This is a genomic window from Peribacillus sp. TE19612, assembly GCF_056279465.1.
In genome coordinates this window covers 38,050-59,785 of sequence record NZ_JBWCCL010000012.1, presented here as the reverse complement: position 1 = coordinate 59,785, position 21,736 = coordinate 38,050, and the positions used below count along the sequence as shown (strand labels likewise).

At 41.0% G+C, this 21,736-nt stretch carries 23 protein-coding genes, 1 pseudogene and 3 riboswitches; of the genes and pseudogenes, 11 read left to right on the top strand and 13 right to left on the bottom strand.

The window, feature by feature from the left end; all coding sequences use genetic code 11:
- Positions 1-198: 198 nt before the first annotated feature.
- Positions 199-1,064: pseudogene (locus ACZ9AO_RS19980) on the top strand (SDR family oxidoreductase).
- Positions 1,065-1,160: 96 nt separating this feature from the next.
- On the opposite strand, the gene ACZ9AO_RS19975 reads toward ACZ9AO_RS19980, so the two are convergent.
- The 6 genes from ACZ9AO_RS19975 to ACZ9AO_RS19950 form a co-directional block, all read right to left on the bottom strand.
- Positions 1,161-1,364: a sporulation protein Cse60 gene (locus ACZ9AO_RS19975; RefSeq protein WP_476110034.1), complete on the bottom strand. Its 204-nt coding sequence runs from the start codon at positions 1,362-1,364 to the stop codon at positions 1,161-1,163.
- 64 nt (positions 1,365-1,428) lie between these two features.
- On the bottom strand, positions 1,429-2,511 hold the full coding sequence (locus ACZ9AO_RS19970) for a tartrate dehydrogenase (RefSeq protein WP_476110032.1): 1,083 nt from the start codon (positions 2,509-2,511) through the stop codon (positions 1,429-1,431).
- A gap of 268 nt (positions 2,512-2,779) precedes the next feature.
- On the bottom strand, positions 2,780-3,091 hold the full coding sequence (locus ACZ9AO_RS19965; RefSeq protein ID WP_476110030.1) for a rhodanese-like domain-containing protein: 312 nt from the start codon (positions 3,089-3,091) through the stop codon (positions 2,780-2,782).
- Between the two features lie 156 nt (positions 3,092-3,247).
- Positions 3,248-4,276 (bottom strand): NADH:flavin oxidoreductase/NADH oxidase, encoded by a 1,029-nt coding sequence (locus ACZ9AO_RS19960; protein WP_476110134.1) that lies wholly within the window; start codon positions 4,274-4,276, stop codon positions 3,248-3,250.
- A gap of 166 nt (positions 4,277-4,442) precedes the next feature.
- A complete protein-coding gene (locus ACZ9AO_RS19955) occupies positions 4,443-5,285 on the bottom strand; it encodes an aldo/keto reductase (protein WP_476110028.1) in 843 nt (280 codons plus the stop codon).
- A gap of 174 nt (positions 5,286-5,459) precedes the next feature.
- Positions 5,460-6,665, bottom strand: a complete 1,206-nt coding sequence (locus ACZ9AO_RS19950; RefSeq protein ID WP_251541837.1) for an MFS transporter — start codon at positions 6,663-6,665, stop codon at positions 5,460-5,462.
- Positions 6,666-6,853: 188 nt separating this feature from the next.
- Between ACZ9AO_RS19950 and ACZ9AO_RS19945 the strand changes: the two genes are divergently transcribed.
- Together ACZ9AO_RS19945 and ACZ9AO_RS19940 are read left to right on the top strand one after the other, a co-directional pair.
- Complete coding sequence (locus ACZ9AO_RS19945) at positions 6,854-7,225, top strand: winged helix-turn-helix transcriptional regulator (protein WP_063232600.1); 372 nt, start codon at positions 6,854-6,856, stop codon at positions 7,223-7,225.
- 542 nt (positions 7,226-7,767) lie between these two features.
- Entirely contained in the window at positions 7,768-8,910 is a 1,143-nt protein-coding gene (locus tag ACZ9AO_RS19940; protein WP_476110025.1) for a CAP domain-containing protein, read from the top strand.
- A 75-nt stretch (positions 8,911-8,985) separates the two neighbouring features.
- Here ACZ9AO_RS19940 and ACZ9AO_RS19935 read toward each other — a convergent pair whose 3' ends face one another.
- Entirely contained in the window at positions 8,986-10,179 is a 1,194-nt protein-coding gene (locus tag ACZ9AO_RS19935) for a nucleoside transporter C-terminal domain-containing protein (RefSeq protein WP_251541840.1), read from the bottom strand.
- Between the two features lie 176 nt (positions 10,180-10,355).
- Positions 10,356-10,456: riboswitch (purine riboswitch) on the bottom strand.
- A gap of 214 nt (positions 10,457-10,670) precedes the next feature.
- On the opposite strand from ACZ9AO_RS19935, the gene ACZ9AO_RS19930 reads away from it, so the two are divergent.
- Positions 10,671-11,375: a DUF421 domain-containing protein gene (locus ACZ9AO_RS19930; RefSeq protein ID WP_476110023.1), complete on the top strand. Its 705-nt coding sequence runs from the start codon at positions 10,671-10,673 to the stop codon at positions 11,373-11,375.
- 102 nt (positions 11,376-11,477) lie between these two features.
- Here the strand turns inward: ACZ9AO_RS19930 and ACZ9AO_RS19925 are convergent, their stop codons facing one another.
- Positions 11,478-12,224, bottom strand: a complete 747-nt coding sequence (locus tag ACZ9AO_RS19925; RefSeq protein WP_034309382.1) for an alpha/beta hydrolase — start codon at positions 12,222-12,224, stop codon at positions 11,478-11,480.
- 310 nt (positions 12,225-12,534) lie between these two features.
- On the opposite strand from ACZ9AO_RS19925, the gene ACZ9AO_RS19920 reads away from it, so the two are divergent.
- The gene (locus ACZ9AO_RS19920) at positions 12,535-12,855 is read left to right on the top strand and encodes a PadR family transcriptional regulator (RefSeq protein ID WP_095392775.1); all 321 of its coding nucleotides are present in this window, start codon (positions 12,535-12,537) and stop codon (positions 12,853-12,855) included.
- A 409-nt stretch (positions 12,856-13,264) separates the two neighbouring features.
- On the opposite strand, the gene ACZ9AO_RS19915 is transcribed toward ACZ9AO_RS19920, so the two are convergent.
- Together ACZ9AO_RS19915 and ACZ9AO_RS19910 are read right to left on the bottom strand one after the other, a co-directional pair.
- Positions 13,265-13,411 carry a hypothetical protein gene (locus tag ACZ9AO_RS19915; protein ID WP_153246159.1) on the bottom strand — a complete coding sequence of 49 codons (147 nt, stop codon included), beginning with the start codon at positions 13,409-13,411 and terminating at the stop codon, positions 13,265-13,267.
- Positions 13,412-13,432: 21 nt separating this feature from the next.
- Positions 13,433-13,975: a VUT family protein gene (locus tag ACZ9AO_RS19910; protein WP_048687567.1), complete on the bottom strand. Its 543-nt coding sequence runs from the start codon at positions 13,973-13,975 to the stop codon at positions 13,433-13,435.
- A 50-nt stretch (positions 13,976-14,025) separates the two neighbouring features.
- Positions 14,026-14,068, bottom strand: a riboswitch (PreQ1 riboswitch).
- Between the two features lie 239 nt (positions 14,069-14,307).
- Here ACZ9AO_RS19910 and ACZ9AO_RS19905 point away from each other — a divergent pair.
- From ACZ9AO_RS19905 to ACZ9AO_RS19890, 4 genes are all read left to right on the top strand, one after another.
- The gene (locus tag ACZ9AO_RS19905; protein WP_476110020.1) at positions 14,308-14,784 is read left to right on the top strand and encodes an SRPBCC family protein; all 477 of its coding nucleotides are present in this window, start codon (positions 14,308-14,310) and stop codon (positions 14,782-14,784) included.
- Positions 14,785-14,826: 42 nt separating this feature from the next.
- The gene (locus ACZ9AO_RS19900; RefSeq protein WP_476110019.1) at positions 14,827-15,267 is read left to right on the top strand and encodes an SRPBCC family protein; all 441 of its coding nucleotides are present in this window, start codon (positions 14,827-14,829) and stop codon (positions 15,265-15,267) included.
- Positions 15,268-15,443: 176 nt separating this feature from the next.
- A complete protein-coding gene (locus ACZ9AO_RS19895; protein ID WP_476110018.1) occupies positions 15,444-16,013 on the top strand; it encodes a TetR/AcrR family transcriptional regulator in 570 nt (189 codons plus the stop codon).
- A 51-nt stretch (positions 16,014-16,064) separates the two neighbouring features.
- Positions 16,065-16,412: a DUF4260 domain-containing protein gene (locus tag ACZ9AO_RS19890; protein WP_048687561.1), complete on the top strand. Its 348-nt coding sequence runs from the start codon at positions 16,065-16,067 to the stop codon at positions 16,410-16,412.
- A 44-nt stretch (positions 16,413-16,456) separates the two neighbouring features.
- On the opposite strand, the gene queE is transcribed toward ACZ9AO_RS19890, so the two are convergent.
- Genes queE through queC form a run of 3 tightly spaced genes read right to left on the bottom strand, consistent with a single transcriptional unit; the run spans position 16,457 to position 18,313 of the window.
- Positions 16,457-17,185, bottom strand: coding sequence for a 7-carboxy-7-deazaguanine synthase QueE (gene queE, locus ACZ9AO_RS19885; protein WP_476110015.1), 729 nt, complete (start codon positions 17,183-17,185; stop codon positions 16,457-16,459).
- Positions 17,178-17,648 carry a 6-carboxytetrahydropterin synthase QueD gene (queD, locus tag ACZ9AO_RS19880; protein WP_034309398.1) on the bottom strand — a complete coding sequence of 157 codons (471 nt, stop codon included), beginning with the start codon at positions 17,646-17,648 and terminating at the stop codon, positions 17,178-17,180. The genes queE and queD overlap by 8 nt, the downstream gene beginning before the upstream one ends.
- On the bottom strand, positions 17,648-18,313 hold the full coding sequence (gene queC / locus ACZ9AO_RS19875; protein ID WP_161922259.1) for a 7-cyano-7-deazaguanine synthase QueC: 666 nt from the start codon (positions 18,311-18,313) through the stop codon (positions 17,648-17,650). The genes queD and queC overlap by 1 nt, the downstream gene beginning before the upstream one ends.
- Before the next feature lie 55 nt (positions 18,314-18,368).
- Positions 18,369-18,411, bottom strand: a riboswitch (PreQ1 riboswitch).
- 184 nt (positions 18,412-18,595) lie between these two features.
- Between queC and ACZ9AO_RS19870 the strand changes: the two genes are divergently transcribed.
- Positions 18,596-20,275 carry a methyl-accepting chemotaxis protein gene (locus ACZ9AO_RS19870; protein WP_476110012.1) on the top strand — a complete coding sequence of 560 codons (1,680 nt, stop codon included), beginning with the start codon at positions 18,596-18,598 and terminating at the stop codon, positions 20,273-20,275.
- Positions 20,276-20,729: 454 nt separating this feature from the next.
- On the top strand, positions 20,730-20,945 hold the full coding sequence (locus tag ACZ9AO_RS19865; RefSeq protein WP_063594475.1) for a hypothetical protein: 216 nt from the start codon (positions 20,730-20,732) through the stop codon (positions 20,943-20,945).
- Positions 20,946-21,736: the final 791 nt, after the last annotated feature.

Here is a 21,736-nt window from a genome sequence, read left to right as displayed (position 1 = left end):
AACTTTTTTCTACCCTTCAGCATATTCGAGCCGCACGGCAACGAGCCCGTCCCGATACATGTTCTTCATGCACGGCATATGCCTGATCATCATAAAGTAATCCGACTAAATTCTTTTTTAGGAGGACCCCTCATGGCAGAAGATAATAAAAAGAAATCATCCGGTAAAAGCTATCCCATGCATCCGAATTAAGGGAAGATCACCCGTTATCAAGACGTACCCATCACGGTTCCGGAGCAACGCCAATTTCTCCAACCTGGTGTAGAAAAATTAATGGTGCCCAGGCCCATCATCGAAAATCCCAATTATAGGGGCAGCGGGAAATTAACAGGTAAAGTCGCATTGATAACTGGCGGAGACAGTGGGATTGGCGCTGCGGCTGCCATCGCTTTTGCTAAAGAAGGGGCAGATGTTTCCATCGCTTATTTGGATGAACATGAGGATGCCAATCGGACTAAAACGAGAATTGAAGAGCTTGGGCAACGTTGCTTACTGCTGCCTGGGGACACTTAAGGGATAAACAGCAATGCATCAATATCGTGGAAGACACCATTGAAACATTTGGAAAGCTCGATATACTTTGTAACCACGTAGGCATTCAATTTCAGCAATTAAGCTTGCTTGATATTACGGATGAGCAATTCGATGATACCTTCAAAGTGAATATCTATTCCCACTTCTACACGACGCGTGCTGCCCTTCCCCATTTAAAAGCTGGGTCCTCCATCATTAATACATCTTCTGTCGTGACGTTCAATGGGAATAAGCAATTAATAGATTATACGGCGACTAAAGGGGCCAACATGGGTTTTACCCGTGCCTTGGCAAACAGTCTTGTCGATTAAGGCATCCGGGTGAACGCCATTGCGCCCGGAAGGTTTTGGACACCCCTCATCCCGGCAAGTTTCTCGGCAGACGAAGTGACACAAGTCGATAATCCGATGGAGCGTCAAGGCCAGCCATTTGAACTGGCTCCCACCTTTGTCTATCTCGCCTCTGATGATTCCCGTTTTGTGACAGGACAAACACTTCATGTCAACGGCGGGGAAGCGACATCGTCCTAATTTCCACAACGAACATGCCCCCTTCCGAGGAAGTCAAGACGGAAAAAAGACTACCTTTGATTGCCCGTCAGCAAGCAATAGGTAGTCTATTATTGATTATCGGGCCAACCGGCCTTTATTTTTTTTATAGATGATCATCGCACTGAAACAGTAGATCTGTTCCTCTTCCTCTTCACCTGTAGTGGCGACATTGTATTTGATATCGACAATTTGATTATCACGAATGTCTTCCAGGAAAAAGTTCATTTCATCCTCTAGGTCCTTTTCATGCTCATAATCAAATAATTTTACTTGTATCATCGGCTCTCCCCGCCCTTTTACTATAATGATAGTTATTGTGCAGGATGCCCTTTTTACTTGATTTTTATACTTGATTTTTTAGTGAAGCGGATAATATTTTAACCACTTCATCCCCGACTTCCTCTGTAGAAGCTGCCCCGCCCATATCAGGAGTCAGCACCTTTTTATCGACCATCGCCTGTTCAATCACGTCCAACACTTTTGCACCCCAAACCTCATGTCCAAAGAAATCGAGAATCTGACTGGCGGACCATATGGCCGCAAGTGGATTGGCGATGCCTTGATGTGCTATATCCGGGGCTGAACCATGAATCGGTTCGAACATCGAAGGATAAATCCGTTCCGGGTTTAAATTGGCACCGGCCGCCAGTCCCATCCCGCCTGCAATGGCAGCACCTAAATCCGTTATGATGTCACCGAACAAATTGGAGGTGACAACGATTTGAAACCGTTCGGGCTGTTTGACAAAATACATGCTTGCCGCATCGACCAGATAGGAATTCGTTTCTACTTCCGGATACTCCTGTCCAATTTCTTCAAAAACCTGATCCCAAAAAACCATTGAATAATTCAATGCGTTCGCCTTGCTTATGCTCGTTAGCGTCCTTCCCGTCTTGCGCGCCAGTTCATAAGCATACCGGATGATCCTCTCGGTTCCCTTTCGTGAAAAGACCCCCGTCTGCAGGACGACTTCTTCCGGCTTGCCTTTAAAAAGCCAATCACCTGCACCGGAATATTCCCCTTCACTGTTTTCACGGATGACAACCATATCGATTTGGTCACGAGTCACATCTTTTAATGGACAGGGTGCACCTTGAAGCAATTTAACGGGTCGAACATTCACATATTGGTCAAATCCCTTTCTGATCTTCAGCAGAAGTTCACGTAAGGAAATATGGTCCGGGACACCAGGATAACCGACAGCCCCCAAATACACGGCTTCAAACTTCATCAGTTGTTCCAGTCCATCGTCGGGCAGCATTTTGCCGTGCTCAAGGTAATATTCACAGCCCCATGGAAAATAGGTGAACTGGAAAGAAAAATCACCGGCAATGGCCGCCACTTCTTTAAGGACCTTTACACCCTCATTAATCACCTCAGGGCCAATCCCGTCACCCGCAATGACCGCTATTTTATGAACATTCATTCTTCAAATCTCCTTTTTCTATATTTTCTGACTTCAGCACCCTAATTTTAACATATAACGTTTGAATCCCCGTAAATAAGGTTCATATAGAAAAAAGAGTCCTTTCATGATGAAAGGACTCTTTGTTTTCATGCCTTCAAATATGCACGTCTTTCCGCATATTCACGGCATTGTGAACAAACCATGATCTTTTTTCTTTCTTCATTCAAATAAGCCGTCACATTCTTGGATTTACGCTTACAAAAGTAACAGGTCTTTTTGAAGAACTTCACTTAACGATGACTTCACCGTCCCATTCAAGCATTCCGCCAACCATGTTTGCCACTTTATATCCTTGTTCCTGAAGATAAAGGCATACATTTTCACTGCGGCGTCCTGAACGGCAGATAAAGATATATTCTTTTTCTTTATCAAAATAGTCAAGGTTCGCCGGGATATCATTCATGCGAATATGTTTCGCGCCTTCGATCATTCCCTCTTGCACTTCTTCGTCTTCACGAACATCGACAAGCTCCATCGCTTCTCCTGCCTCAAGCTTGGCTTCCACTTCTTCCGTTGTAATGATTTTGATTTCTTCCATAATTAGCACCTCGAATTATCGTTTGATTTATCTTTTTCATTATAGCAAAATTTCCAGTCAAACATCACGTAATGGATTCGCGTATGCAAATCCCCTCATGCACTGAATGAAAAAAGCCGGCGAATTTAATATTCGCCGGCGTTTTAAAAATCCGTATCAATGCTTGAATCCCAGTTGATATTGTTTAGGGATCTCCGTTTTTATATTCAAAGCTTTAGATGCTTCAAGTGCCCAATAAGGGTTTCGCAGCATTCCTCTGCCGACGGCAACCAAATCCGCTTCTTCATTACCTATGATTGAATTTGCAAGAATCGGATCATCTAATCGACCTACAGCAATCACCGGAATATCCAAAGCTTTTTTGATTTCCCTGGCCAACGGAGTTTGATAGCTGGCATGGGTACCAGGTCTTCCGTCTGCTCCAATCGGGCCTTCTCCTCCAGAGCTTACATGGAACATATCGACGCCTGCTTCTTTAAAGACTTGTGAAAATGCAATGCTTTCTTCAATACCATATCCGCCTTCAACGTATTCTTTTGCAGAAATGCGCATGATTAAAGGCATATCGGCAGGCATTTCGCTTTTCACTGCTTTAATGACTTCCACTCCGAATTTAGTCAGGTCTTTTCCATATTCGTCATCACGTTTATTCGTAAGCGGTGATGTGAATTGGTGGATCAAATACCCGTGTGCACCATGTAATTCGATTACGTCAAATCCTGCTTGAACTGCCCTTCTGGCCGATGCCCGGAATTTATCGACCATTCCCTTCACTTCTTCCGTTTCTAAAGCTCTTGGTGTTTTATACGTTTCATCAAACGCAATGGCTGAAGGTGCCACAGGCGGTTCCGCATCCTCCGCTTTACGGCCTGCATGGGCAATTTGTATCCCGATTTTTGCACCGTATTGATGAACTTCCTTAACGATGTTGGAGAAAGCCCCAATTTGATCGTCGGACCATAATCCAAGATCGCGATTAGAAATGCGCCCATCAGGCTCCACATCGGTCATTTCCACTATAATTAACCCCGTGCCGCCAACTGCCCTGCTTACATAATGCTGCTGGTGCCAGTTCGTTGGTATACCATCTTCCGCTTCAACGGAGTATTGGCACATCGGCGGCATGACGATCCTATTTTTAAGTTCAAGTTCTTTTATGCGATAAGGTGAAAATAAATCATTCATCATTCTTCATCTCCTTTTTTATATAATGCATGCACATGCATTTATATCATCCCAGTAATACTGTGTCAACTAATCAGATTCCCGAAGCTGCATTGTAAATTCCGATGCGAAATCCATAAAAAAAAGAGAAAGACGGATATCCCGTCCCTCTCCAATTCATACTTAATTAAAAGTCGAAATTATCAGGATCTGGCCCAACACGGTGATTCTGATTCAATCCATCAATTTGGTTCATTTCCTCTTCGGTCAATTCGAAATCGAATACACTTGAGTTTTCGACAATACGATGTTCTTTAGTTGATTTCGGAATCGTTACAATCCCATTTTGTAAATCCCAGCGTAAAATGACTTGTGCAACAGATTTGCCATGCTTGGTTGCAATAGCTTGTAAAACCTCATTATCAAGAAGTTCACCTTGCATCAAAGGAGACCATGCTTCAAGTTGTATTCCTTGTTCCTTACAGAATGCCTGAACTTCTTTTTGAGTTAAACGCGGATGACATTCCACTTGATTGACCATCGGCTTCACTTCTGCATCTTCCATTAAATCTTTTAGGTGGTGAATCTGGAAATTGCTCACACCGATCGCTTTCACTTTTCCTTCTTTATATAGAGTTTCCAAAGCTCTCCAAGCTTCTTTATATTTTCCTTCCACTGGCCAATGGATAAGATATAAATCCAGGTACTCCAAGCCAAGTTTCTGTAAGCTTTTTTCGTAAGCTGCAATTGTCGATTCATAGCCTAAATCGGCATTCCAGACTTTGGATGTTACGAATAAGTCTTCCCTTGAGATTCCAGCTTCTTTTACGCCCTCACGAATCCCTTGTCCAACCCCTTCTTCATTTTCATAAATGGCAGCCGTATCGATGCTGCGATAACCATGTTTAATGGCCACTTTAACTGCATTTACCAGCTCTGGTCCTTCTTCCACCTTAAATACGCCCAATCCGAACCATGGCATTTCAACGCCGTTATGCAATGTAGTTGTATCTTGTAAATTCATTTTCACTCTACCTCCAAATTTTTCTTTATTGTTTATAGATTGTAATGCGCTTTTAGTATCAGTATCATTACATCCCTTCAAGGAACCTTCCATCATTCACTGAAGGGATGCAATGATACTTTTCATTGATACCCTATACGCATAGCATGCTTTTTCTAACATGCATCACTTTTTTTAATCCTATGCTATTTTGTCCGTTCCCTTGGTACGGTCATTACTTTCCAGGGCCCGGCTCCAGCCTGTTAAAATCACTGCTGCAAACACCATGACTCCACCTATCCACGCTGTATGGATCAATCCGATCGAATCCGTTATCACCCCTCCTAAGTAGGCACCAATGGCGATACCCGCATTGAAGGCGGCAATATTGATGGCTGACGCCACGTCCACTGCACTCGGCACGAAACGCTCCGCTAACATGACGACATACACTTGAAGCCCCGGAACATTCATGAATGCAAACAATCCCATTAAAATGATCGTAATTAAACCAGCTACCTTGAACGGTGCCGTGAAAGTCAACACCACAAGTACAATGGCCTGAATAAGAAACATATAGAATAGGGCATTAATAGGATTGCGATTGGCGAATTTCCCGCCAAGGGTATTTCCTATTGCTATAGCTACTCCATATATTAACAAAATCAAGGCAACAGTTCCTTCTTTAAACCCTGTCACTTCCTGAAGTAACGGTGACAGGTACGTGAAGACAACGAATGTACCGCCATACCCTAACGCTGTAATGATGAATACTAGCAGCAAACGCCCATTCGTCACCAATTTGATTTGGTCACGGAAAGTGGTCCGTGCCGCTTTTCTTAAATCCGATGGGACTAGGATGCCGTTTCCGATGAAAGCGATCAAGCCGATTGCCACAATGATGATGAAAGCGAATCTCCAGCCGAATTGCTGACCGATGAAGGTTCCAAAAGGAACTCCGGTCACCGTTGCCACCGTCAGACCTGTAAACATGATGGCGATGGCACTCGCCCTGCGGTTTTCAGGGACCAAATCAGCGGCAATCGTAGCGCCGATTGACATGAAGATACCATGTGCAAGCGCTGAAATGACACGCGCGATCAATAATACACCGACCGTGGTCGCAGAAGCCGCTAATGCATTTCCGATAATGAACACGACCATTATCCAAAGCAATAAAGTCTTTCGCGACATATTCGATGTCAGTGATGTGAGGATAGGTGCCCCGAACATGACCCCCAAGGCGTATAAAGACACCGTCAGTCCCGCCGTCGTCACTGTAATGTGTAAATCTTTAGAAATGAGTGGTAATAATCCCACGCTGATGAACTCAGTTGTTCCAATTGCAAAGGCACTTATCGCTAAAGCCAGCAATGCCCATGTACTTCTATTTTTATTTGAAATCATATCCTCTTCTCCTTCTTGTCATTTTGTACTATCATTGAAATTGCCTGAGCAACTTTTTTTATAAATGGTACAGTGGAATTCGGTGTGCAAATGTTATTATGAGATATAATACAAATAAAAAACAGTACGTACTTTAAAGTGATATAGGCACCTTTTAGTACCTATAAAATAAGGAGAGTATGCAAACCATGCAAAAAAAGAAGTACAATATATCCGTTGAAGCAACACTGGAAGTACTGGGCGGGAAGTGGAAATGCGTAATCCTCTGCCATCTGACCCACGGAAAAAAGCGGACTAGTGAATTGAAGCGCCTAATGCCGAACATCACCCAAAAAATGTTGACTCAACAATTGCGGGAGTTGGAACAGGACGGTGTCATCAATCGGATCGTTTATAACCAAGTCCCCCCAAAAGTGGAATATGAATTAAGTGAGTATGGACAAAGCCTGGAAAGCATCCTATCCGCACTATGTACATGGGGGGAAAACCACATAACAAGGGTGTATGGTGATAAGTTTTCCGTTCTCGAGGAAAGTGTCTTGAATGATCAATTGAAGTAATCCCAAATGAAAAAGATTAGCGCAATGGCTAATCTTTTTTTGTTTATAAAGACTTAACTAATAATGAAAATTTCACCTTCGAAAGAGGTACCTGTTTTATTCCCCTCTTTATTTTTGGTATAATATGTAATGCCAAATCATTTAAATTTTTTATTTTGTAATCGACGAAGTATAATGGGGAAACCAAGGAGTGACATATGAAAGTCTTATTAGAATTGTTACGCATCATATTAATATTCTGAGTAGCTGGAACAATCATTTCGAGCATTGTAAACGGCATATATATAAACATAGGAGTGACTCAGTATGGCTGGCTAGGCTCGATTGCGATACTGCTTTTATTATTCGTCTGGTATAGAAATAAACTTCAGTTCAGTGGCTGGTATTCGGGAAAAGGGAAGGAAAAGCTTCCAAAAATGGTCTCGCAAATACTCATTATGTGTTCACTATTTTTGTTAGGTGCCCCACCTGTTTTAAGTGTGCTGCAGATGATCTTTCATTAATCGGGATTCTATATCCTGGATAGAGCAGGAGTGAACGATTTGCGTAAATTGTTTAATATTGTGGTCCTCATACTCCTACTCTCTGGATTATGGTATGGCTATGGTAAAGATATTCAGGAGTCTGGATTTAAAGCCGGGGTTAGTGCCCTTGCATCAGATGTTCGTTCAGTTATAAACGGGCCCGAGGTTACGACAGCCTTGGAAAAACTGAGTACTGGAGTCAGCAGCCTGATTGGCTCGCTGACGGAAACATTGGATACCGCTTCTGAAAAAGAATCTCAGGAAACGGAAAAAGTGAAAAAACCAGCACTGGAAGCACCTGCTGATGCATCCTTTTCAGTCCGTAATATCGAAATTGGCGACACGAAGGATGATGTAGAAAAAATGGCCGGTGAAGCTAAGCGGAATACGCGGAATGAATATGGCGTGGACTGGTTTGCCTATCACGAAAATTATCAAAACTTCTTCATGGTTGCCTACGATAATAACAATAAAGTTGTTGGTTTATATACGAACCAAGATTTGATTTCCTCAAATGAAGGCATTAAACGCGGTACACCAAAAGAAACCGTGACCGGGAAAATGGCGGAGCCTGTCACAAAACTGCTTAAAGGAAACGTCTATTACCAGATTCGAAGTGACGGCGGCGAATACGATATGTTCGAAATGGATAATAGCTATGTGACCATTTTTTATGACAAACATGAGAAAAATACAGTCACGGCAATCCAAATCATCGACGCAAAACTCGAAAAGCAAAAGAGCGGCTATTTTGCAGAAGCCGGCCCCGGATTAAAAAAGGGCTTTGAATATCAATTATTCGATTTGACCAATGCATCACGGGTCAATCATGATCTCTCCGTGCTTTCATGGGATAAACAAGTGAAGGTCACTGCACAGGACCATAGTGCCGATATGGCCGTGAATCAATACTTCAACCATACAAACCTTGAAGGAGAATCCCCTTTCGACCGGATGGAAGATGACAAAATCAATTTTCGAATGGCGGGGGAAAACCTGGCTGCCGGTCAGAATAGCAGTATCTTTGCCCATGAAGGCCTAATGAATTCCATTGGACACAGGGAAAACAAATTACAGAAAGATTTTGAATCCCTTGGTGTCGGAGTTGCCTTCGATGAGGAAAATAAACCATATTATACAGAGAACTATTTGACGAAATAAACGAAAAAGCTGTGCATGGAAAATCCTGCACAGCTTTTTCAGATGGGACATCCAAATGGTTGCCCATGTTTTAAATCACCAAACGAATAATCCAACGACCATGGCACTTAGTAAAGAAACAGCCATCCCGCTAACCAACAGCTTCCAAACATTCCTTCCGATAATGTTCGATTTCTCATCATTGAGGATGGAATTGAATGTTCCGTAGATCATGCCCACTGTACTGAAGTTGGCAAATGACGTCAAATAAGTGACAGCGACAGCGACTGTATGCGGAGGCAGTGTACTGACTTTATCCTTTAGATCGAGCAAGGCAACGAACTCATTCGTGGCAAGCTTGATTCCCATCAATTGAGCGACATACATGGCATCCTGTCCAGTTAACCCAAGCAGGAATGCAAATGGACTAAAAATGACAGAGAAAATCTTTTGAATGGTCAATCCATCCACGAAGAAGCCGAAAATGCCGTTTACGCTGGCCGTCAACGCCACATAGCCGATAACCATTGCCATGATGACGAAGACCATTTTGGCCCCAACCAACATACTGTTGGAAATGGTGGAAAAGAAATCTTTACGTTCCTCTTTAGAAGGTACATAAACGACGTCTTCTTCTTTACTGACATCGACGGGATTCAGCATATTAGCTATCAGCAAGGCATTTAAGCAGTTCAAAGGTATCGCTACAAAAACATAGGTTGCCGGTACCATGGACAGGTAGGCTCCAATGATTGAACCGCTGATGCTGCTCATGCTCATGATTCCAAATGTCAAAAGACGCTGATCCTTGATCGCACTGAGTTGAAGGCGGAGTACGGCAAGTGCCTCCGTATTTCCAAGGAACATCATCTGAATCGAAAAGAAACTCTCAAGTTTCGGCAAACCGGATACTTTTGAAATGAGCCATCCCACTTTATCAATGATCCACGTAAGTATACCGAAATACGATAAAACATCAAAAAACGTGATAATGAAGATAATCGGCATCAATGCGCTGAAAAAGAAATCCACTTGTTCATTTGCCATAAGCGAAGGAAAGACAAAAGAAATCCCTTCATTCGCACATTCAATCAACCAGGTAAAGAATGAAGCGATCAGATTGATGACCCATGCCCCTATTTTTGTCGATAACATGAACCATGTGATAAGCAATTCAAGAACCAGCAAGGTAAGAATGGCTTTCCACTTAACGTTCCTTTTATTAGGTGAACAAATGTAAACGATACCCATTACAACTAAAACACCTAGTATATTCAATAAGAAAAGCATGCTTTCATCCCCTTTAGCTATATCATTTCCCATTCGTTTTTTTTATATAAAAAGCCCTCACCTTTTTACACCTTCAGCCGCAGCAAGAAAGTGTGAAAAAGTAAGAGCTTTCATCGAAGCATGTTTTTTAGGATCAAGCTTTTTTCAAGCGAACCAACATTAACCTGTTCATCTCTTCTATTTTCATACTTCCTTGTAGTCCGGCATTACGGCTGCCAGGTAGAAACTATCAGACCATTGTCACTGATATTATACAAGGATATTTTTTAAATAAATTTCTCAGGAAAGATATCATTTTAAATCAGTTTATTTTTAATTACAATACGTTTTAAAGTTGTTATATTAATATAAATTTTTCGAAAACAGTCAATAAAGTCTCCGAAGGGCCAATGTTGGGTAATACTTATGAAGGAGCGGGCTAAAACTATAATCGGCCCCCTCTAAAGAGGCCCATTACTTCTCCTTTATTGGAAATTAGGACGTGAATTTTTGTGGATTTTTTTAATAGCCAGGAAACTCTTACTGCAATCCAGTGGATCTTAAGAGCCATTATTTCCTACTTTTTTTTGCTTCTATCGGTTAAATTGATGGGGCAACGGTCCATTTCGCAATTAAGATTACTTGATTTCATAATGGCTTTAATTATTGGAAACATTCTTGCCCACCCTTTATCTGATGAACAGTTAGGTTTGAAGGGCTCCATGATAACAACCAGTGTATTGATCATTTTATATATAATGAGTGTGTTTGCGGGACTTAAGTGGGGAAAACTCCGAAGGTTTTTTGACTCAGATCCCTTTCCGCTTATCGAAAATGGACAAATCATTTACAAAAGCTTAGCAAGGGCCAGAATCTCCATCGATGTTTTATTATCGGAATTAAGAAAAGAAAAAGTCGAAGATATTCAAAAAGTATCCCTCGCGCTATGGGAACCGGGCGGTACCATTTCATTGTTTTTAGATCCCCAATATGAAGCAGTAACCCCAGCAGATATGCACCTGGCAACAAATGCCTTCACTTTTCCTAAAACGATTATTAAAGAGGGAATGATTGATTCTAAAGAATTGAACCGGGGCGGTAAAGACGAAGCATGGCTGAAAAACAAAATCAAAATAACATATAATGCCGACGTGAATGATATTTTATTGGCAACTCTTGATAATAACGATACCTTAAAGGTCTTTTTCTACAAATAGATGCGCAGCCAAAACAAAAACCCCTCAAGTATAGTGTAAAGCCTACTTACGACTGTAGGCTTTTTACACGTTCAACTTAAAGGGGATCAAAAATATCGCTTATTACTCCGACCAATTCAGTGTATTCAAGAACTTATACACATCTTCATACACCTGTTCACGTTCCTTGCCCAATGTGATAATATGGCCAGACTTTTCATACCAAATCAAGTGTTTATGCTGTGTATCGACTTCATTGAAAATCGCTGTAGCACTCTCCGTATAGTCCGGATCATCCAAACGACCTTGCAGAACAAGAGTTGGTGATGTGATTAAATCTAAATTTTCACCTGTCTCATTTATAATGTTCAACACATCTTTTAGTTGAGGCATAGGCTCTTCTTCAAGCAGCTTCACTTCTGCAGCAATTTGGTCTGCATCTTTGCCCTCAAACTTCTTATACGCCTGTGCATAATTGAGCAAGCGGTTCTTTTGCCGATCGATACTTTTTCCTTGCGTCGGAGCGCACATTGAAACTACCCCTTTTACAGGCAATTCAATTCCCACTTTTAATGAAAACACTCCCCCTAAAGAAATTCCTACAACTGCAATTTCCTCATAGCCTTCTTCTTTTAGGAAATTATAGCCATTAACTACATCTCCCCACCATTCCTTTGGACCAGTTTTAGCAAGTTCCTCGGCTGATACTCCGTGCCCACTATAAAGAGGTCCGTGGCAAGTATAGTCGAGATCATTTAAGTACTTCCCTAATTTCTTCATATCTCCTGTACTTCCGGTAAACCCGTGAAGCAGAAGAACTGCTCTCTTTCCACCTATATATGTGAATGACTCAGGTGCTTTCACTTTCATCTATCTAGGACCTTCTTTCTTTGCTCTTGTTGATAAATAGAATCTAAATGATTTTCGAAAAAAAATCAATTAATACCCCTTGAGTAGTGATTCTTCTATCCTATTCCGTATTTTCATTAAAACAATTAAATCATGTATATAGTATCCTTACCACACTCTTCACAACTCATCCGTTCCGAAGCACATTTTACTATGATTAAATTTATTTAGCAATCGTCATTTAACCATTTTTTTTAAGAAAAGTAAAATGCACCTTGTGATACGATGTACAACGTAATACACTTTAAAAATGAAAAGGAGGAGATTTTATATGGATAAAGAATTAATGAAGGGAAGCATTGACCTCCTTTTGCTTTCACTTCTTTCACAAAAAAAGCTTTACGGCTATGAAATAACCAAAATCCTGAAGCAAATGAGCAAGGGCAACTATGAAATAAGTGAAGGCACCCTCTACCCTGCCCTTAAACGATTAGAAAAAAAAGAATTCATAAAAGGACATTGGAAAGAGTCCGAATCAGGCCGAAGGAAATATTATCATGTCACCGAAAATGGACAAACCGAACTTGAGCGGAAACGCGAATGCTTTTTCTTCCTGGAAAAATTAGTTCGAAAAAGCGCAGAGCAATTCTAAACCAAATAAAAAGCTTCCTGCACCCATTAATGGAACGGCCCAGGGAGCTTTTTTTGCTGTTTTACTCGTGAATTCATGCGGCACTCGTGAGTTTGGACTGTTTACTCGTGAATTTTGTACTTTTACTCGTGAGTTTCGCACTTTTACTCGTGAGTTTCGCACTTTTACTCGTGAGTTTTGCTGTTATACTCGTGAGTTTCGCACTTTTACACGTGAATTCGTACTGCACACTTAGTTTGCACTGTTTAATCGTGAGTTTTTCACGTTTACTCGCGAGTTTCGCACTTTTACTCGTGAGTTTTGCTGTTTTACTCGTGAGTTTCGCACTTTTACACGTGAATTCGTACTGCACACTTAGTTTGCACTGTTTACTCGTGAGTTACTTCAATCACGAAAAAAAAGGACCTAATCAGGTCCTTTTTTTGTCTATTCCTTTATGCTTACGATAATTGGCGCAGGAAAGCTTCATGCATTCCCCTTGTACATGCGGACCATATTTTTCACGAAAGGCCTCGAGGCAATAGCATTTTTCTTCTTCTTTTTTGGTTCCATCCATCGAGTGCATCCCTCCTAGCATTTAACTGGAGACTACACGTTTCTCCAGTTCTACGTTGATTCGTCCCAACAATACGGCACCAATGGACTGAATGATCGTTTTAACGATGATTTGGCCGATGACCGCAGCTGGTACTGCTTCCCATGGCAATATATTGGCACCCAGAGGACTTAGGCCAATCACGACAAATATTACTGAATCGAAAAATCCTCCAACGATCCCGCTGTAAAACACCCTCCAACTCATCGGGAGCTTTAAACGGGTATAAATTTCCGTATCCGCTGTTTCTGCGACCACGAAGGATAATGCGGAAGCAAACACAATCAGTAACGTATCTCCTAATAAAAATGATACACATGCAGATAAAATAAGTGCAGTGACGATGCATATATAGGTCTTCGCACGGCCGAATTTATTCTGGACCAGATCTCGGAAGATGAAGGTTCCCCCGATGAGCAATGTCCCCATCGGGATGATGAACATGCCAAAATGTAATGGCGCAAAAGCTGCTGTAACCACATTCGCCGTGATGATGGATACTAAATACAATAAAATTCTTAACATTTCTTAATTCTCCTTATACAGAAAAAACAGCACCCTAAGAATGAGCCCTGTTCTCCTTAGTTTTTTTGAGAGGGTAGCTAGAACCTCTTCCGCCCGGGCGGATTATCATTTTCCTTATTCATCGTAGCTTGAAAGCGGTTGGAAATCAAGAAGTTTCCATACCGTCGATTTTAGTATGTATTCGCTGATACCGATTGATTTAGCCATTTACTTCAATGGCCCTGTTTCCCCCTTTTGCCGATTTCTGTCGCATAAAACTGCTTGACCGTCTGTATACAAAAGCCGAAAATCAAAGATAGAGTCTTGTACCTTATTTGGCGAGGAGAAAAAGAATGATCAAAAAAACTACGTTTGTCTATCCTATTTATATCGCAACCACACCAGAGAAGCTTTGGGAAGCCTTGACGAGTGGTGAAGTCACGAAGAAATACCACTTCGGATTACAAGTACAGTCTGACTGGCAAGAAGGGTCAGCCGTTAAATATTTGCTGGAAGATGGGCGGATTATCGATCATGGGCATGTACTTAAATGCGAGCCGTTGCACCTGCTCTCGTTTACATGGATCATGGCAGGAGACGAAACACCTCGCGAGCAGCCTACACGGGTCACTTTTGAATTACAGAAAATGGACGATTCGACTGTGAAGTTAATTCTTAGGCATGAGGAGCTATTGGAGACGGATTTCGTATATGATGACAACACCTTTGAAGGCTTGAATAATGGATGGCCAGCCCTTTTAAGTAACCTGAAGAGCTTGCTTGAAACTGGACGGACCCTCCCGCCCATATCAGTAGACTGGAATAATTAAACGGAAACTATAAAAACACATTGAAAGAGAGTTGAGTTAATAATGGATACCCAAATAATCACGAAATTTAAGATAATCAAGCCAGCTAATGAAGTGTTTGAAGCCATTGTGAATCCTGAAAAAATCGGGAATTTCTGGTTCTCATCAAGTTCGGAAAGATGGGAAAAAGACAGGACGCCTACATTGAGATACAACGAATACGATGCTGAAGTGGTCATTCATGTATTGGAAGTAGAGGAAAATAGGAAAATCGTGTTTGCATGGGGCGGAAATGATCAAGAAACGATTGTTACCATTACACTAAAAAAGTTGGATAAAACGAGTACGATCATTGAAGTGAACGAATCTGGATTGAGTGAAGACGACCCTGAAATAATAAACAAAATGATCGGACAAAAAGAAGGTTGGGTATATACATTAACCTGTTTAAAGGGTTATTTAGAAAATGGCGTTACTACTTTGAGAGCATCATTAGTTTTTTAATAAATTGCATAAACCCTCAATAAACTGGGGGTTTATCCTTTGCAACACTGGTGAAACAAATGGCAAAATCCCACTTAAAAAACAGTACTTTTTCATTCGACCTAATAATTGACATTTTAAAATCAGTGAGCTATCATCCTAATTAACCAGTGGTCAATTAATAAGGAGGTGACAAGATGTCGCCAAGGAAATCGGCAGGTCAAGAATTATCCAGGGACATGGTTTTGAATGAAGCTAGAAACCTTTTTGCAGCGTTAGGGTATTCGAATGTCTCGATGAGGCAATTGGCTAAATCATTGGATTGCAGTCATGGAGCCATTTATTATCATTTTAAAAACAAGGCGGAAATATTTTATAGTTTAGTGAAAACGGATTTTTCCGTTTTAAATTCTTTAATCGATGATATCATCCTGTCGGAAAATGACCCTTCTGTAAAAATGGAAAAGATTTTATTGTGCTTCTTGGAGTTTGGTTTAACCCAACAGAATCATTATTCCATCATGTTTTTATCGAAGGAAAAAGAAATTCAGCAGTTACTTCAATTCGATTCTAATAAAACATACGAAAAGCTAATCCAGTCCTTGACGGATCTAACGGAAAACAAACTGAATCCTGCATCCATTTGGTCGATTTTTCTTTCTCTTCACGGATTCATAACTTTTTATATTAATTCTGAGCTATCTTATCAAGATGTAAAAGGTTTAGCCTATTTTCATGTAAAAAATATCACCAAGAACATCATATAATTTTTTCGGACACTATTGACCAATGGTCAATTAAACTTTGGAGGTTATGAAATGGTGAAGAAATTCCTTCATATTGAAGGACTTATGGTCCTTTTAGCGGTGATTTACATCTATTCGTTATATGAATTCAGCTGGTGGATTTTCCTTTTGTTGATTTTGTCCCCTGATGTTTCCATGCTGGCCTATCTGATCGATGATCGGATTGGAGCAAAGGTTTATAACGCATTCCATACTTATATCGTGTCCATCTTCATGATTTTGTTAGCCATATTCCTAAAGTCGGATGCATGGATGATGATTGGTTTAATTTGGACCGCACATATAGGAATGGATCGCTTATTTGGATATGGCCTTAAATACACATCATCCTTCAAAGCTACACACATGCAAAGGTTGTAATATGCTTAAAAGGCAGTGTGATTAAACATCACACTGCCTTTACTTTACACGCCCCGCTTGTTACCCCATATATAGGTATGCAGCTGGGGCAGGACTTTCACATCATTCAATTCATCATCTGCTATCACTCTATCAATTAACTCTTCGTACTTCTTCAATAGGCCGCTGATCAATTGACGATCATCCGCCGTCCTGCTGTCGTCATTGCCGACCTGCAGATAAAAAGGAATATCCGGGTAACGCCCATGTACATGTTTGGCATATTGATAATCTTCCTCGTTAAAGACGACGATTTTCAATGAAACATGGTTTTCTGGATTTCGATTGGCAAGATTCGAGATGATTTGGTCAAGCACCGTAAAGTCCGTGTTCATTCCAGAGCTCGGCGGCTTAGGTGAGATAGTCAGCTCATCAATATCGAGAAACCAATCCTGCCATCGGCTTCCTTGTGTTTCTACACCAATTTTCATTTTATTTTCATGTAAGATCGCTATCAAGCCGTTTAGGTTTTTCAGCAGGGCCGGGTTTCCCCCAGATATCGTCACGAAGGAAAAACTGGAACCCCCAATTCGCTTCAGCTCATCCCATATTTCATCGGCAGTCATCTGAACGGTATCTTCCTTACCTGTGCCATCCCAAGTAAATGCGGAATCACACCAGGAACATGAATAATCGCAGCCGGCCGTCCGAACGAACATGGTTTTTTGACCAATGACCATTCCCTCTCCTTGGATGGTCGGCCCGAAGATTTCCATAACCGGAAGTTTACTCACTTTCCATCCACTCCCGTCTGGCTTCGGCATAGCTTGTCGGCGTTTCGTACAGTCGAACAAATTCGACTCTAGCACCCTCATATTCTTTTAATGAAAGGGCTTCGGCCATTTTTTCATAGATCCAGACAACCATATTTTCAGCTGTTGTATTCATGAGCGGCAGGGTTTCATTCAAATAACGATGATCCAGGTGGATTTCGATTTCATTTTTCCATATATCCTTGATGTCACCAAAATCTATCATCAACCCGCGTGAATCCGTATACCCGCTCAATCCGAAAATGACTTTATACGTGTGGCCATGCAGGTTCTTGCATTTCCCTTCATAGTCATGCAGATGGTGCGCCGCGTCAAAGGTGAATTCCTTACTCACGAGAACCCTCTTGTTTGTATACTTCAATTGGCTGCGCTGAATATCTTCATCTATTTTTTGGAGTTTATCCACTATCTTAAAACCGTACATCATGAAAGCACCTTCCGTCTGCTTACATAGTCATCCAGTCCTTTTTTCCGCAGATTACATGCCGGACAATCTCCACAGCCATCGGAGATGATTCCGTTATAGCAAGTCAGGGTCTTTTCGCGGACAAAGTCGAACGCGCCAAGCTGGTCAGCAAGCTCCCATGTTTCCTCTTTATTAAGCCACATTAGCGGCGTATCAATCACGAATGACTGGTCCATCGATAAGTTTAAGGTCACATTCAACGATTTAATGAATACATCGCGGCAGTCAGGATATCCGCTGAAATCCGTTTCACAGACTCCTGTGACAATATGTTTAGCGCCAATCTGGCTCGCCAGCACTCCGGCAAACGAAAGGAACAGCAAATTCCTCCCTGGCACGAACGTCGACGGCAGCTCCCCTTCTTCTCCGTCCGACACTGCGATATCACTTCTTGTCAATGCATTCGGTGCCAGTTGGTTCAGCAGCGACATGTCAAGGATATGATGGTTCACGCCCAATTCCTTGGCAATGTTTTGAGCGCATTCGATTTCCAAGCTATGCCGCTGATTATAATCGAACGTCACCGCTTCCACTTCCTCAAATCTCTCCAATGCCCAAAACAGGCACGTCGTACTGTCCTGCCCTCCGCTAAACACAACCACTGCCTTTTCTTTCTTCTTCATTTCTATAAAACTCCTTTTTACGGAAAAAAACAGCACCCTAAGAATAGAGCACTGTTTCTCCTTAGTTTTTTTGAGAGGGTAGCTAGAACCTCTTCCGCCTTAACGCGGAATATTATATTTTTCCAAGTCAATAGTAACTTGAAAATGATAAGAAATCAAGATGTTTATATAAAGTGAACATTAAACCTGGTGGAAAATTTGGTTAACTTTTCATTACTTAAAAATCACATTAAAAATACGATAAAAAGAGTGAATAAAATATCGATAAAGGGGTCCAATAATTTGAAAAGCATTAAATCAAAGGTATTGGTGGCATTTTCACTCATCATATCTTTATGTGTCATCTTAGGAGCATTCAACATTTATAGCAGCAACAAGTCACTGGCATACTCCCAGGATATCATCGAAAGGGAACTTCCGCTTCTTATCCAAGACGAAAAGCTCCTATATAATCTAGCACAAAGAACCGCATTCGTCCGGGCCTATATTCTATATGGCGACGAGAGTTATAAAGAAAGGTTCTTACAATATACCGAAGAAAGCCAGGTCATCCAGGAGGAACTCCTAGCCTTAAGCGATTCTGATAAAACAAAGGAATTGATCGAGAAGAGCGTGGATTGGAGGACGATGATTGTAGAACGGGTATTTATCCAGTATGAAAAAGGAAATGAAGAACGCGCTAAAGAGATACTCAAAAATGAAGTGGCGCCAATCAGCAATGAAGTAATGGAGGGTTTCAAGGAGCTTGCTTCTAAACGCGAGGAATTGATTGTCGCTTCAGGTAAAACCGTCATCGAAAGCGGGAAATCGGTCAAGACGACAAGTATCATCTTATCCATTGCAGCAGTCCTTATCGGCCTTGTGCTGGCGCTTGTTACTGCCAACCTCATTACCACCCCCCTCCTTAAAATTAGGGACAGGATGAAAATGGTGGCTGACGGAGAGCTGAATCATGAGCCCCTGGAGCAAAAGTCATATGATGAACTGGGCGAATTAACGGTCTCCGCCAACCTAATGCAGAAAAACCTTCGTGATACGATCGAAAAAATGCTCGTTGTTTCGCAATCCGTTACCAACCAAAGCGAGGATCTGAATCAATCAGCAAATGAAGTGCAGCAGGGCAGCAAGCAAATAGCGTCTACGATGTATGAACTTTCGGAAGGTTCGGAGTCACAAGCCAGCCGGGCAGCCGAAATGGTTCGCATGATGGATGATTTCACTGGCAGGATCGAGTTGGCCCACCTGGAAGGAGCGGATGTGGCTAGAAGTTCAACCGAAATCCTTTCCTTGACCAAGGACGGCACCGCTTTAATGCGCAGTTCGGTCCAACAGATGCAAAGTATTGATGGGATTGTCAAAAATGCCGTAGAGCAAGTGAAAGAGCTCGATTCTCAATCACAGCAAATCTCGCAGCTTGTGCAGGTCATCAAAGATATATCCAATCAAACCAATCTATTGGCGCTGAATGCAGCCATAGAGGCCGCTCGTGCTGGTGAACATGGCAAGGGCTTTGCCGTCGTCGCCGATGAAGTGCGGAAACTCGCTGAAGAGGTCACACACTCCGTTGGGGTTATCACCAATATTGTCTCCGCCATTCAAACGGGTTCAAAAACAGTCGTCCACTCCCTGGAAGATGGTTATACTCAAGTGGATGAAGGCACGAAACAGATCACACTCACAGGCCGAACCTTTGAAACAATCAATCACTCTGTCGGGAATATGGAAATGAAAATACAGCATATTACCGAAGAATTGAACTATATCTCCACAAATAGCAAAAAAATCAATCAGGCTATCGAAGATATCGCTGCCGTTTCTGAAGAGTCCGCGGCAGGAATCGAACAAGTCTCAGCCTCCGCTCAGCAATCCAGCTCTTCGATGGATGAAATCACGAATCATGCCAGTGAACTTGCATCTTCGGCGGAATTGCTGACTGCACAGGTTAAGAAATTCCAATTATGACACTAGCAAGTTCCCGCTACTTGAATGCGGGAACTTGCTTTTTTTCTCCTATTATAAGCGTTGTTTCATTTTCGTATATTCGGGGAATATATAACTATACACAATAATGAACCATTAAAAAAGCAAATCTATCAAAAGCGGCTGGAAGTGAATATTTTCCTTTGTTTTCAGAATATTTAGTGTATAATGAATATAATTAAAGGAATATTTTAACTTAAATAATGATTACTTCCAATACCTGAAAATCCTGTCCTGTCCTTTCCTTTCAACACCATGCACGGGCCCATATGCTCAGTAAATATCGATTGCATGCTTTCTCTCGAATCAAACCATTCACAACTTTATTCACACAAAAACATATTTTCCACTCCAAATTTGTAAAAAAAGGTTAAACTTCACCAACGATATGTTACTATTAAACTAAGACCTTTTAACCCCATAAGGAGGAATTCATATGAAACGTTTTTTCAAATTCATCGCAGATTTTAAAGAAAGAAAAGCACTGGAACGGGAAACCGAAGAATTCTTTCGCAAAGAATACGAAAATTATATGAAGATGAATCCTGACAATCAAGGAAAAAGAAGGAGATTAGCTCCTAGACTTTATGTGATTGATGGCGGTAAAAAGGGCTCCAACCTTGAGATTTCTGACAGAAAGAAATCCAGTTAACCTGATTCCTTCCATTATCAGCTACCCATGCTGTAACTCAAGACCCACAAAAGTTAAATCTCTCCATGATTAACGGAGATCCGTGACCATTACATTCATTTACAATATATAAGCCGAAAGCTCAGATATACCTCTGAGCTTTTTTATTTTTCATTCTTCTATAAACACTATATCTATAGAAGAAACTAGGTATTTTTTAAAAGAAATGGGTTAACTTTAGTTTATTTCATGTTTTAGGTAAAAGTTCAATTATAGACCCACGGGTATTTACCAAGGAAAAACCGAAAAATATTTTTAAAAAAGAGATGTGTTCTTTTACTCATCTTTATCCATATTCAAAAGAGTTCAACTAATTGAGTCGTTAGATGCAATATTTCACATTGAATGACAAATGCATAAAAATTGTAACGTTTATGTCAAACAATGGGTATAAACAATTAATAAACTGTAATAAACCTCACTTTTAAAAATTAATTATTATTCAAATATAGCCATTATGAATTAGGTTCAAATACTCATAAAACTATTTTGCTTTTGACCAAAATGGGTTTTTATTAAACTTTCCATAATTTAGTGCAAATAAAACCTCGATTCCCTCGATTTTCAGCCATATCTTTGTACTCATAAAACAATTTATCCCATTAGATACTATTACACTCTAATATACATATATTTGAAAAAGTTGACGATAACTATATTACGATAGAATAATTGACTCTTGCCTATTAAGTTTAAAATCATGTAGTGTGTATTCAGTAATTCAAATATTTGAAAAAAAGAGAGGTTAAAAA

Excerpts from the sequence above, each read along its gene's own strand:
- ACZ9AO_RS19975 (WP_476110034.1), bottom strand. The coding sequence starts at position 1,364 with ATGATACAAGTAAAATTATTTGATTATGAGCATGAAAAGGACCTAGAG.
- ACZ9AO_RS19970 (WP_476110032.1), bottom strand. The coding sequence starts at position 2,511 with ATGAATGTTCATAAAATAGCGGTCATTGCGGGTGACGGGATTGGCCCT.
- ACZ9AO_RS19965 (WP_476110030.1), bottom strand. The coding sequence starts at position 3,091 with ATGGAAGAAATCAAAATCATTACAACGGAAGAAGTGGAAGCCAAGCTT.
- ACZ9AO_RS19960 (WP_476110134.1), bottom strand. The coding sequence starts at position 4,276 with ATGAATGATTTATTTTCACCTTATCGCATAAAAGAACTTGAACTTAAA.
- ACZ9AO_RS19950 (WP_251541837.1), bottom strand. The coding sequence starts at position 6,665 with ATGATTTCAAATAAAAATAGAAGTACATGGGCATTGCTGGCTTTAGCG.
- ACZ9AO_RS19945 (WP_063232600.1), top strand. The coding sequence starts at position 6,854 with ATGCAAAAAAAGAAGTACAATATATCCGTTGAAGCAACACTGGAAGTA.
- ACZ9AO_RS19935 (WP_251541840.1), bottom strand. The coding sequence starts at position 10,179 with ATGCTTTTCTTATTGAATATACTAGGTGTTTTAGTTGTAATGGGTATC.
- ACZ9AO_RS19925 (WP_034309382.1), bottom strand. The coding sequence starts at position 12,224 with ATGAAAGTGAAAGCACCTGAGTCATTCACATATATAGGTGGAAAGAGA.
- ACZ9AO_RS19920 (WP_095392775.1), top strand. The coding sequence starts at position 12,535 with ATGGATAAAGAATTAATGAAGGGAAGCATTGACCTCCTTTTGCTTTCA.
- ACZ9AO_RS19915 (WP_153246159.1), bottom strand. The coding sequence starts at position 13,411 with ATGGATGGAACCAAAAAAGAAGAAGAAAAATGCTATTGCCTCGAGGCC.
- ACZ9AO_RS19910 (WP_048687567.1), bottom strand. The coding sequence starts at position 13,975 with ATGTTAAGAATTTTATTGTATTTAGTATCCATCATCACGGCGAATGTG.
- ACZ9AO_RS19905 (WP_476110020.1), top strand. The coding sequence starts at position 14,308 with ATGATCAAAAAAACTACGTTTGTCTATCCTATTTATATCGCAACCACA.
- ACZ9AO_RS19900 (WP_476110019.1), top strand. The coding sequence starts at position 14,827 with ATGGATACCCAAATAATCACGAAATTTAAGATAATCAAGCCAGCTAAT.
- ACZ9AO_RS19895 (WP_476110018.1), top strand. The coding sequence starts at position 15,444 with ATGTCGCCAAGGAAATCGGCAGGTCAAGAATTATCCAGGGACATGGTT.
- ACZ9AO_RS19890 (WP_048687561.1), top strand. The coding sequence starts at position 16,065 with ATGGTGAAGAAATTCCTTCATATTGAAGGACTTATGGTCCTTTTAGCG.
- queD (WP_034309398.1), bottom strand. The coding sequence starts at position 17,648 with ATGTACGGTTTTAAGATAGTGGATAAACTCCAAAAAATAGATGAAGAT.
- queC (WP_161922259.1), bottom strand. The coding sequence starts at position 18,313 with ATGAAGAAGAAAGAAAAGGCAGTGGTTGTGTTTAGCGGAGGGCAGGAC.
- ACZ9AO_RS19865 (WP_063594475.1), top strand. The coding sequence starts at position 20,730 with ATGAAACGTTTTTTCAAATTCATCGCAGATTTTAAAGAAAGAAAAGCA.